This window comes from Streptacidiphilus sp. MAP12-16 (assembly GCF_041262165.1).
GTDB lineage: Bacteria > Actinomycetota > Actinomycetes > Streptomycetales > Streptomycetaceae > Streptacidiphilus.
Genome location: NZ_JBGCBY010000028.1, coordinates 110,351 through 121,032 on the forward strand (window position 1 = coordinate 110,351; position 10,682 = coordinate 121,032).

11 protein-coding genes are annotated in these 10,682 nt (G+C 71.6%); 9 read left to right on the top strand and 2 right to left on the bottom strand.

What is annotated here, in order from left to right; genetic code table 11:
* Nucleotides 1-56: 56 nt before the first annotated feature.
* Nucleotides 57-254, bottom strand: a complete 198-nt coding sequence (locus ABIA33_RS30045) for a hypothetical protein (protein WP_370085823.1) — start codon at nucleotides 252-254, stop codon at nucleotides 57-59.
* Between the two features lie 24 nt (nucleotides 255-278).
* Nucleotides 279-1,340, bottom strand: coding sequence for a LacI family DNA-binding transcriptional regulator (locus tag ABIA33_RS30050; RefSeq protein WP_370085824.1), 1,062 nt, complete (start codon nucleotides 1,338-1,340; stop codon nucleotides 279-281).
* 181 nt (nucleotides 1,341-1,521) lie between these two features.
* Here ABIA33_RS30050 and ABIA33_RS30055 point away from each other — a divergent pair, with 181 nt between their 5' ends.
* The 9 genes from ABIA33_RS30055 to ABIA33_RS30095 are packed head-to-tail and all read left to right on the top strand — an operon-like array spanning nucleotide 1,522 to nucleotide 10,542.
* Nucleotides 1,522-2,808, top strand: a complete 1,287-nt coding sequence (locus ABIA33_RS30055; protein ID WP_370085825.1) for an amino acid ABC transporter substrate-binding protein — start codon at nucleotides 1,522-1,524, stop codon at nucleotides 2,806-2,808.
* Between the two features lie 4 nt (nucleotides 2,809-2,812).
* Complete coding sequence (locus ABIA33_RS30060; protein ID WP_370085826.1) at nucleotides 2,813-3,706, top strand: branched-chain amino acid ABC transporter permease; 894 nt, start codon at nucleotides 2,813-2,815, stop codon at nucleotides 3,704-3,706.
* Complete coding sequence (locus tag ABIA33_RS30065; RefSeq protein WP_370085827.1) at nucleotides 3,703-4,683, top strand: branched-chain amino acid ABC transporter permease; 981 nt, start codon at nucleotides 3,703-3,705, stop codon at nucleotides 4,681-4,683. Before ABIA33_RS30060 ends, ABIA33_RS30065 begins: the two co-directional genes overlap by 4 nt.
* Nucleotides 4,680-5,453: an ABC transporter ATP-binding protein gene (locus tag ABIA33_RS30070; protein WP_370085828.1), complete on the top strand. Its 774-nt coding sequence runs from the start codon at nucleotides 4,680-4,682 to the stop codon at nucleotides 5,451-5,453. Before ABIA33_RS30065 ends, ABIA33_RS30070 begins: the two co-directional genes overlap by 4 nt.
* A gap of 5 nt (nucleotides 5,454-5,458) precedes the next feature.
* On the top strand, nucleotides 5,459-6,226 hold the full coding sequence (locus tag ABIA33_RS30075) for an ABC transporter ATP-binding protein (protein WP_370085829.1): 768 nt from the start codon (nucleotides 5,459-5,461) through the stop codon (nucleotides 6,224-6,226).
* Entirely contained in the window at nucleotides 6,223-7,257 is a 1,035-nt protein-coding gene (locus ABIA33_RS30080) for an NAD(P)-dependent oxidoreductase (protein WP_370085830.1), read from the top strand. Before ABIA33_RS30075 ends, ABIA33_RS30080 begins: the two co-directional genes overlap by 4 nt.
* A 41-nt stretch (nucleotides 7,258-7,298) precedes the next feature.
* On the top strand, nucleotides 7,299-8,546 hold the full coding sequence (locus ABIA33_RS30085) for a M24 family metallopeptidase (protein WP_370085831.1): 1,248 nt from the start codon (nucleotides 7,299-7,301) through the stop codon (nucleotides 8,544-8,546).
* A 23-nt stretch (nucleotides 8,547-8,569) separates the two neighbouring features.
* On the top strand, nucleotides 8,570-9,577 hold the full coding sequence (locus ABIA33_RS30090; RefSeq protein ID WP_370085832.1) for a thiamine pyrophosphate-dependent dehydrogenase E1 component subunit alpha: 1,008 nt from the start codon (nucleotides 8,570-8,572) through the stop codon (nucleotides 9,575-9,577).
* Nucleotides 9,565-10,542, top strand: a complete 978-nt coding sequence (locus ABIA33_RS30095; protein ID WP_370085833.1) for an alpha-ketoacid dehydrogenase subunit beta — start codon at nucleotides 9,565-9,567, stop codon at nucleotides 10,540-10,542. The genes ABIA33_RS30090 and ABIA33_RS30095 overlap by 13 nt, the downstream gene beginning before the upstream one ends.
* Nucleotides 10,543-10,682: the final 140 nt, after the last annotated feature.

The window sequence follows — 10,682 nt, forward strand, 5'->3', positions numbered from 1 at the left end:
GAACACATGAGAGATCCCAGTGAGGACGCCGGTAAGAGCTGTGCGGCACCACGGCGTCAGGGCTTGCACGGCATCGCCCGGGAACGCGCGAATAGCACGGCAAGCCGCAGGGCGATGACGGCGACCACCGCCAGACAGGTGGTCACGGCGGCGTTCCCGCCGACCGCGAACACGACGGCCATGGCGCCGGCGGCCACGCAGACCACCAGCATGACGGCAGTCGTGCGGCCGTACCATGCCGCCGCATCCTTCATGTTCGAGCCTTCATGTTCGAGCCTTCATGCCCGGGTGATGCCCGCAGCGCGGTCGGGGAACCCTGCGGGCGCGGGTGCGGTGGAGCCGCGGACGACCAGCCGGGCCGGCAGCAGCACCGTGCGGGGGAGCGCCTGCGGTTCGAGCAGGCGCTCCAGCAGCAGTTGCGCGGACTGGACGCCCATCTCGTGGTGGGGGACCCGCACAGTGGTCAGCGGTGGCTGGAACCTGTCGGCGAAGGGCATGTCGTTGAAGCCGACCACGGAGACGTCGCGGGGGCAGGAACGCCCCTGAGCGGCGAGTTCGGCGAGCGCCCCGAGCGCGATCAGGTCGTTCCCGGCGACGATCGCGGTGATCCCGGGGCAGGCACCGAGCAGCCGCCGCGTCGCCTCGCGCCCGGCCTGCTCGGTGTAGGCGGTGCACACGACCACGGACTCCGGCGGCGGCCGCAGCCCGGCGGCGTCCATGCAGTGGCGGAAGGCCTGCGTGCGGACCGCGCCGGTCGACACGTCCTGGGGCCCGGCCAGGTGCGCGATCAGGGAGTGTCCGAGCGCTGTCAGATGCCCGACGGCCTGTGCCGTGCCGTCGGCGTCGTCGCTGACGACGGCCGGGATCCCGGGAAGGTCCGTCGTCCGGTTGACCGTGACCAGCGCGGTGCCCCGGGCCAGGGCCTCGGCCAGCAGCGGATGGACGCGGCGGGCGGTGGCGACGATGAAGCCGTCGGCACGGCGGCTCTCCAGGTCGGAGAACTGGGCGCGCTCCCTGTCCTCGTCGCCGTCGGTGTTGACCAGCAGCGCGGTGTAGCCGTGCGCGTCCAGCCGGTCCTGGATGCCGCGCACGATCGGGGGGAACAGCGGGTTCGTCAGATCCGGGATGAGGACCCCGATCGCCGTGGTGCGACTGGTGCGCAGCCCCCGCGCCAGCGTGTTGGGCACGTACCCGAGCCGCCGGGCGGCCGTGGTGATCCGGCGTGCGGTCTCCGGGTTGACCTGGCTCCGGGTGGCGGGGTTGAGCGCGCGGGAGGCCGTGGCCTTGTGCACGCCCACGGCGCGGGCCACGTCGTCGAGGGTGGGGGGTGTTCCGCTCATGGCGTCACCGTAGGTGCGCCGGGGCAGTCGCTGCAACCAGTTGCGGTGACGGTCAGCATTGAATCAGCTTTTACAAAAGGCATTCTGAGTGACTGTCATTGACAGCCTTGGTGCCCGGCGGGACACTCCACTGCAATCGATCGCAGTGAGACTGCAACCGCTCGGGAGAGGACGGCGGATCGTGAGCCACGCCATCGTGAGTCGTACGGGCGCAACGCGCGGCGGACCCGGATACGGCAGGGCCACCGCCTCGGTCGCCGGAGCGCTGACCGCGCTCAGCCTGGTCCTGGCCGGGTGCAGCAGCTCGGCCGGTTCGACCAAACCCGCTTCGGCGGCCACCCACGCTCCGCTGAAGATCGGCATCTCGCTCTCCCTCACCGGTGACTTCTCCGACTCCGGCAAGTCCGCGCAGCGCGGCTACCGGCTGTGGGCCGACACCGTCAACGCCTCCGGCGGAGTGCTCGGCCGCAAGGTGCAGCTGGACGTGGTCGACGACACCTCCAGCCCGACCCAGGTGGTGACCAACTATCAGAACCTGATCACAAAGGACCATGTGGACCTGGTCTTCGGTCCCTTCTCCAGCCTGCTGACCGTGCCCGCCTCCCAGGTCGCCAAGCGCTACGGCTACGCGTTCCTGGAGCCGGCCGGTGGAGGCCCTGCGGTCTTCAGCCAGCACCTGGGCAACCTCTTCTTCGTGCAGCCCGCGCCGGTGGTCCAGCAGGGCGACGTCTTCGCCGACTACATCCTCTCGCTGCCCGCGGCCCAGCGTCCGACCACCGCCGCCTATCCCGCGCTGGACGACCCGTTCGCCTCGCCGATCGCCGCCGAGGTGCGCAGCAGGCTCGAGGCTGCCGGGATCCGCACCCTCTACCAGCAGATCTACCCGGCCGAGGCCACGGACCTCTCCTCGGTGGTGACCGCGATGGCGGCCAAGAAGCCGGACCTGGTCGTCGCCGGAACCCAGTCCGCCGACGCCTACGCCCTGGTCAAGGCGATGGTCCAGCTCAAGTGGGCGCCGAAGATGCTGTACCTGTCCAACGGGGCCAACGACCCGCTGAACTTCCCGAAGAACGTGGGCGCGGGCAACGTCGACGGCATCTTCTCCTCCGGGGACTGGTTCCCCACCGCGACCACCTCCGGCAACCCCGCCTTCATCGCCGCCTACACGGCCGCCTACGGCGGGACCGCCAGCAGCATCGACAGCACCTCGGCCGAGGCGTTCTCCTGCGGTCAACTGGTCCAGGAGGTGGCGGCCAGGACCGGCAAGCTCGACAACGCCACGCTGATCAGCACGCTGCACTCAGGCACCTGGCAGACCCTCGAGGGCGCCCTCAGCTGGAACTCCGACGGCGCCGCCCATGCCTCCTACGTACTGGTCCAGTGGATCGGCGGCGCGATGCTGCCGGTCTACCCCGCGGACCGGGCGCAGAGCGCCCCGGTTCTCGGCAAGCTCCCCTGGGCCGGGTGAGCGGATGCCCTCGGACACCCTGCACACGGCGGTCCAGGCGGCGATCCTCGGTCTGCTCACCGGGGGCGTGTACGCGTTGATGGCCAGCGGCCAGACGCTGATCTTCGGCGTGCTGAAGGTGGTCAACCTCGCCCAGGGCGCGCTGGTGGTCCTCGCCGCCTACCTCAGCTACAGCCTCTTCACCGGACTCGGCATCGACCCCTTCCTGACCGTGCTGATCCTCGCGCCCGCGATGTTCGCGGTGGGCGCGGCCGTGCAGTGGCTGTTCCTGCGACCGCTGCATCGCACCGACGCCGGCCAGCTCTCACTCCTCGTCACCTTCGCGGTGGCACTCGGCATCGAGGGGGTCCTCGCCCTCATCTACGGCGGCGACTACCGCTCCACCCAGCCCGGCTACGTGAACCGGTCCTGGACGCTCGGCGGCTACCAGATCGGCGAGGTGCGGTTCGCCGCGTTCCTGCTCTCGCTGGCCACCCTCGGCGCCCTGGCCCTGCTGCTCGGACGGACCCGCTTCGGCCGCGCCGTCAGGGCGACCGCGCAGAACCCGACTGCCGCGCGGCTGCTCGGGGTCGAGGACAGCCGGGTCGCCGCGCTGGGCTTCGGCCTGGGCGCGGCCACCGCCGCCGCGGCCGGAGCCGTGTACGGGATGGTGTACTCCTTCAACCCCAACAGCCACTACGACCTGATCTCCCGGCTGCTGTCGATCGTCATCCTCGGCGGGCTCGGCAGCCTGGGCGGTACGGTCGTCGCGGCGCTGGCGATGGGCGTGGTCTCGGCGCTGGTGGGCGCGCTGATCTCGCCGGTCTGGTCGGACTTCAGCTTCTTCGCCGTGCTCCTCGCGGTGCTGCTGCTGCGTCCGCAGGGGCTGTTCGGCGCCCGCCTGCGGGGTGCCCTGTGACCGCGCCGACGGCCGTGGCGCGCCGCGCGGCCGTTCCGGTATTCCTCGGTATCCTCGCCGCCTTCCCCTTCCTGGTGACCGCGCCGTGGGTGATGACGATCGCCCTGTTCACCCTCATGTACGCGGCCCTGGCCAGCGCCTGGAACCTGGTCGGCGGCTTCGCCGGCTATCCGTCGCTCGGCCATGCCGCCTTCTTCGGCGTCGGCGCCTACACCGAGGCCATCTGGTTCAGCCACCACGGCATCGGCTCCGGACTCACCCCCTTCGCCGTCCTGCCGCTGGTGGGCCTGGCCGTCGCGCTGGCGGGGCTGCCGGTCGCCTGGATCGCCATGCGCACCCGCGCCGACGTCTTCGCCATCGTCACCATCACGCTGCTCTTCGTCGCGCAGACCCTCGCCTTCAACCTGCGCGGGCTCACCCACGGCGCCCAGGGCATCGCCATGCCGATCCCGCCCTTCGCCGCGGCCACCTACGAGCGGCCCTTCTACTTCGCGATGCTGGCGCTGCTCGCACTCGCGCTGGCCCTCTCCTACGCCGTGCTGCACAGCAGGCTCGGGCTGGCGCTGTTCGCGCTGCGCGCCGACGAGGACAAGGCGCGCGCCGTGGGCGTCCCGGTCGGCGTCGCCAAGCTGACCGCCTTCGGACTCTCGGCCGGGATCACCGCGATGGCCGGGGGCGTGTGGGCGTACTACCTCTCCTTCGTCTACCCGCAGTTCGCGGTGGATCCGCTGATCACCATCGCCATGGTGCTGATGGCCTTCCTCGGCGGGCGCGGAACCCTGTGGGGGCCGGTCCTCGGCGCCTTCGTCATCGCCCCGGCGCAGCAGTACCTGGCCTACCGCTACGGCGCCAGCCAGCTCTACCTCCTCGGGTATGCGGCGATCTTCGTCGTGATCATGCTGCTGATGCCCCGGGGCATCCTGCCCACCCTCGCCGACCAGCGGCAACGTCGCGCACGATCGACGGACCGATCATGACCGGACCGACCGCGAGCGCGCCGGCCCCGACCTCGACCCCGACTCCCATCCTCGAAGTACGGGACCTGTCCAAGCACTTCGGCGGTGTCGCCGCCGTCGACCACTGTTCGTTCACCGTGGCGCGCGGCACCGTCACCGGACTCATCGGCCCCAACGGCTCCGGCAAGACCACCGTCTTCAACCTCGTCACCGGCCATCTCGCCGCCGACGCCGGGCAGATCCTGCTCGACGGCCGACCGGTGACCCGTCCCGACCCCGCCCGGCTCCACCGGCGCGGACTGTGCCGGACCTTCCAGCAGCCGCGGATCTTCCCTGACCTGACCGTGCTCGAGAACCTCGCCGTCGCCGCCGGGCACCCCTGGCAGGCCCTCGCCGGCCCGCGGGTGCGCCGAGCGGACCGCGACCGCGGGGAGGCCCTGCTTGCGGAGTTCGCCCTGGCCGCCCATAGCGCGCACCGCGCCGACGAGCTCTCCTACGGCCAGCGCAAGCTGCTGGAGTTCGCCGCCCTGCTGATGAGTTCACCGGCCCTGGTCCTGCTGGACGAACCCACCGCCGGGGTCAACCCCACCATGGTCCGCACCATGGAGCGCCACATCCGCGAGCGCCACGCCGCCGGGACCACCTTCCTGGTCGTCGAGCACGACATGAACCTGCTGATGCGGCTGTGCGACCCGGTGATCGTCCTGGACCGGGGCGCCGTCATCGCCCAGGGCGCCCCCGGCGCCGTCCAGACGGACCGTCAGGTCCTCGACGCCTACCTGGGGAGCTGACCGCCGTGACCCCGTTGCTGGCCATCGAGGACGTCTCCGCCGGATACGGCACCGGCGACGTGCTGCGCGGCGTCGACCTCACCCTGGACCGGGGCGAGGTGCTCTGCCTGATCGGTCCCAACGGCGCCGGGAAGTCCACCGTGCTCCGCCTGGTCAGCGGGCTGATCAGGCCGCGCCGGGGCCGCGTCCTGCTGAACGGCGAACCGATCGACGCGCTGTCCCCGCGCGCACGGCTGCTGCGCGGCATCGTCCAGGTCCCGCAGGAACGCAGTCTCTTCCCCGCCATGACCGTCTGGGACAACCTGCTGATGGGCGGATACCTGCTGGACCGCACCCGGGAGGGCCGACGCGAGGTCCGCCGGCGCGCCGAGACGCTGGCCGGACGCTTCCCACTGATCGCCCAGCGGCGGCACGCCGCGGCGGGCTCCCTCTCCGGCGGTGAGCAGAAGCAGGTCGAACTCGCCCGCGCGTTGATCCTGGAACCCACCCTGATGCTGCTCGACGAACCCTCCATCGGCCTGGAACCCCGCGCCAGGAACTCGGTGTTCGCCACCGTCGCGGCGCTGGCCGCCGAGGGCCGCACCATCCTCCTGGTCGAACAGAACGCCCGCTCGGGCCTCGCCGCCGCCGACCGGGGCGCCGTCCTGGAGGCGGGCCGGGTGCGACTCACCGGCAGCGGAGAGTCGCTGCTCAGTGACCCCCGGGTGGGACAGCTCTACTTGGGGGCGCGCGGCGAACCGCCCGCGAACCAGAAGGATGTGAGCCTCCCTTGAACGCCCGTCAGACCGCCGACGAGACCGCCGACGACACCGTCGACGAGACCACCGACCAGACCACCGACGACACCACCGCTGAGGCCGCCCGTCCGGACATCCGCATCGGCTGGGCCGGCACCGGCCGCATGGGCTTCGCGCTCGCGACCCGGCTGCTCGACGCCGGCCACCCCCTCGCGGTCTTCAACCGCACCCGGGCGAAGGCCGAGCCCCTGGCCGCGCGGGGCGCGGTCCTCGCCGACGGGCCTGCCGACCTGGCCGCCTGCGACGTGGTCTTCACCATGGTCTCCGGCTCGTCCGACTTCGCCGAGATCACCATCGGCGAGCACGGCCTGCTCACCGGGAAGACCGCGCCTCGGGTCCTGGTGGACTGCTCTACCGTGGATGCCGAGGTCTCCGCGCAGGTCAGGGCCGTCGCGGAGAGCACCGGAACCGTGCTGCTCGCCGCTCCGGTCAGCGGCAATCCGCGCGTGGTGGCGTCGGGCGGCGCGAGCTTCGCCGTCTCCGGTCCGGAGGAGGCCTACCGCACCGTCGAGCCGCTGCTGGAGCACCTGGGCGCGTCGGTGACCTATGTCGGCGAGGGCGAGGCGGCCCGGCTGGTGAAGATCTGCCACAACGTGCTGCTCGGCGTGCTGGCCCAGTCGCTCGCCGAAATCACCCTGCTCGCGGAGAAGCACGGCGTGCGCCGCGCGGCCTTCCTGGAGTTCCTCAACGCCTCCGTCCTGGGCTCCCCGTTCACCCGCTACAAGGCGCCCGCACTGGTCCACCTGGACTTCACCCCGACCTTCACCACGACGCTGCTGCGCAAGGACCTCGACCTCGGCCTCGCCGCGGCCCGGCGCGCCGAGGTCCCCATGCCGATCGCCGCCGCCGTCCACCAGCTCGTCCAGGCGGCGGTGGGCGCGGGCCACGGCGATCAGGACTTCGCCGCGCTGCTGCTGGAGCAGGCACGAGCCTCGGGCATGGTGCTCACCCCGGAGGACGTGTCCGTGGACGACGGACTCGGCCCCCGACCCGTATCGCCCCAGTAGTCCGCGAGGACTCCCGGCACGACCTGAGAGGAGGAGCCGCCATGCCGACCGGCAGCCGACCGATGCCCGCCCCCGGCCACAGCGGGGTGGAGTTCGAGTCGCGGGTGGACTTCGACCGGCTGCGCGCCTACCGGCTGGCGCGGGCGCGGGCAGCGCTGGACGCCAGCGACCTGGGTGCGCTGCTGGTGTTCGACGTCAACAACATCCGCTATCTGACCAGCACGGTCATCGGCGAGTGGTCGCGCGACAAGATGACCCGGTACGCGCTGCTGACCCGCACCGGCGACCCGATGGTGTGGGACTTCGGATCGGCGGCCCGGCACCACCAGCTGTACGCCCCGTGGCTGGAGCCGGACAACTGCCGGGCCGGGATGCTCGGCCTGCGTGGCGCGGTCCCGCCCACGGCCGGACTGTTCCGGCGGGCCGTGGCCGAGATCAGATCGATCCTGGTCGAGCAGGGGGTCGAGGTCATGCCGCTGGGCCTCGACATCGTCGAGCCGCCGTTCCTGTTCGAGCTGGAGCGGGTCGGGCTGCGGGTCGCCGACGCGCAGCAGGTGATGCTGGACGCGCGCCAGGTCAAGAGCCCCGACGAGATCACGCTGCTGACCCAGTCCGCAGCCATGGTCGACGGGGTGTACCAGCAGATAGCCGAGGCGCTGAAGCCCGGCGTCCGCGAGAACGACATCGTCGCGCTGGCCAACCACTACCTGTACACGCACGGCTCCGACGACGTCGAGGCGATCAACGCGGTGTCGGGGGAGCGGTGCAACCCGCATCCGCACAACTTCACCGATCGGATGATCCGACCGGGCGACACCTGCTTCTTCGACATCATCCAGTCCTACAACGGCTACCGGACCTGCTACTACCGCACGTTGAACGTCGGCTCGGCGACCCCGTCCCAGCGCGACGCCTACACCAGGGCCCGCGAGTGGATCGACGCCGCCATCGCCCTGGTCAAACCGGGGCAGACCACCGACGTGATCGCCAGGGCCTGGCCCGAGGCCGCCGAGTTCGGGTTCGCCACCGAGATGGACTGCTTCGGCCTGCAGTTCGGCCACGGGCTCGGCCTCGGCCTGCACGAACGGCCGATCATCAGCCGGTTGAACTCGCTGGAGCACCCCGCGGAGATCGTGGAGGGGATGGTCTTCGCACTCGAGACGTACTGCCCGGCCAGTGACGGGTACTCGGCGGCGCGGATCGAGGAGGAGCTCGTGGTGACCTGCGACGGCGCGCGGGTCATCACGAAGTTCCCCGCCCAGGACCTCTTCGTCGCGAACGCCTACTGAACCTGACCCGGGAGGCATCGGGCATGACGACGACCAGTACGGAGAACACGGCCGGGACGCAGCGGACGCGCCTCGCGCTGTACCGGCAGATGGTGCGGATGCGCGGCCTGGAGAAGCGGGCCTACGACCTGTTCGTGCAGGGGCTGGTCAAGGGGACCAGCCACCTGTCCCTGGGCCAGGAGGCCGTGGCCGCAGGCTTCGGGGTGGCGATGCGCGCCGACGACTACACCTTCGCCACCTACCGGGGCCACGCCCACACGCTCGCGCGCGGCGTGCCCATGACACCGATCCTCGCCGAGCTGATGGGCCGCGCCAACGGGCTGATGGCCGGGAAGGGCGGCTCCATGCACCTCACCTCGATACCGCACGGGATGATGGGCTCCTACGCGATCGTCGGGGCGCACCTGCCGATCGCGGCCGGTGCCGCCTGGTCGGCGCAGTACCGGGGCACCCAGCAGGTCGCGGTGTGCTTCTTCGGCGACGGCGCGACCAATATCGGCGCCTTCCACGAGGCGCTGAACCTCGCCGCGGTCTGGTCGCTCCCGGTGGTGTTCGTCTGCGAGAACAACGTCTACATGGAGTACACGCGAACCTCGGAGATCACCGCGGTGCCGCGCCCCGCCGCCGACCGGGCCGCCGCCTACGGCCTGCCGCCGGTCGTGGTCGACGGCAACGACGCCGACCGCGTCTACGAGGCCGCCTCGGCCGCTCTGGACCGGGCCCGTGCGGGCGAGGGGCCCAGCCTGGTCGAGGCGCTCACCTACCGCCACGGGGGCCACTCCCGGGCCGATCCGGCCAAGTACCGTCCGGCCGAGGAGGTCGCCGAGTGGCTGGCCCGGGACCCGCTGCCGGCGTATCGCGCGCGACTGCTCGCCGGGGGCGCTGCGGAGACCGTCCTCGCCGCGATCGAGGCGGAGTCGCAGGCCGAGGTGGACCTGGCTACGGCCGAGGCGAAGGCAGGACCGCTGCCCGGTCTGGAACTGGTGGAGCAGGACGTGTGGGCGGACGGAGGCGCATCATGGCGCAACTGACCTACCGGGAAGCGGTCGCCCGGGCGATCGCACAGGAGATGCGCCGGGACGAGAGCGTGGTGTTCCTCGGCGAGGACGTCGGCGCGGCCGGCGGAGTCTTCAAGGCCACGGCCGGGCTGCTGGAGGAGTTCGGGCCGCGCCGGGTCCGTGACACGCCGATCTCCGAACAGGCCGTCCTGGGCGCCGCGATGGGTGCGGCGATGACCGGGCTGCGGCCGATCGCCGAGATCATGTTCTCCGACTTCTTCGCCGTCTGCTGGGACATCGTCGCCAACGAGATCGCGAAGACCCGCTACATGACCAACGGTCAGGTCTCGCTGCCGCTGGTGATCCGCAGCGCCAACGGCGGCGGCCTGCGCTTCGGCGCGCAGCACTCGCAGGCCGTCGAGAACTGGGCGATGGCGGTGCCCGGGCTCAAAGTCGTCGCGCCGTCGAGTCCGGCCGACCTGATCGGCCTGTTCGCGGCGGCCGTCCGCGACCCGGACCCGGTGCTGTTCTTCGAGGCCAAGTCGCTGTACCCGGTCCGGGGCGAGGTCCCGGACGGTGAGATCGTCGAGGAGCTGGGCCGGGCCAAGGTGGTCCGCGCGGGGGCCGACGTCACCATCGTCGCGCTCGCGTCCATGGTGCCCCGGGCCCTGGCCGCCGCGGCCGAGCTGTCGCGTACGCACGGCATCGAGGCGGGGGTGGTGGACCTTCGCTCCCTGGTGGCGCTCGACGTCACCACCGTCCTGGCGGAACTCGCGATGACCGGCCGGCTGTTCACGGTGGAGGAGAACCCGAGACTGTGCGGCTGGGGCGCCGAACTGGTCTCGGTGCTCGCCGAGGACGGCTTCACCAGCCTGGACGGCCCGCTGATCCGGATCACCACCCCGCACGTGCCGCTGCCCGCCGCCGACTCGCTGGAGGACGCGGCCCTGCCGACCGTCGCCCGCATCGTGGAGACGGTCGTCAAGAACACCGACTGAGACCGACCGGCACATGGGGGGCGGCGTCGCGGGCAAGGGGGCACCCCCGGACGAAGTTTGGGGGAGAGTCTGGCCGGGTTGTCGTCAGTCGCCAGTGCTCCGCAATGGCTCCCACCACCGCCCCCCCCCGACACTACCCC

Excerpts from the sequence above, each read along its gene's own strand:
- ABIA33_RS30045 (WP_370085823.1), bottom strand. The coding sequence starts at position 254 with ATGAAGGATGCGGCGGCATGGTACGGCCGCACGACTGCCGTCATGCTG.
- ABIA33_RS30050 (WP_370085824.1), bottom strand. The coding sequence starts at position 1,340 with ATGAGCGGAACACCCCCCACCCTCGACGACGTGGCCCGCGCCGTGGGC.
- ABIA33_RS30060 (WP_370085826.1), top strand. The coding sequence starts at position 2,813 with ATGCCCTCGGACACCCTGCACACGGCGGTCCAGGCGGCGATCCTCGGT.
- ABIA33_RS30070 (WP_370085828.1), top strand. The coding sequence starts at position 4,680 with ATGACCGGACCGACCGCGAGCGCGCCGGCCCCGACCTCGACCCCGACT.
- ABIA33_RS30085 (WP_370085831.1), top strand. The coding sequence starts at position 7,299 with ATGCCGACCGGCAGCCGACCGATGCCCGCCCCCGGCCACAGCGGGGTG.
- ABIA33_RS30090 (WP_370085832.1), top strand. The coding sequence starts at position 8,570 with ATGACGACGACCAGTACGGAGAACACGGCCGGGACGCAGCGGACGCGC.
- ABIA33_RS30095 (WP_370085833.1), top strand. The coding sequence starts at position 9,565 with ATGGCGCAACTGACCTACCGGGAAGCGGTCGCCCGGGCGATCGCACAG.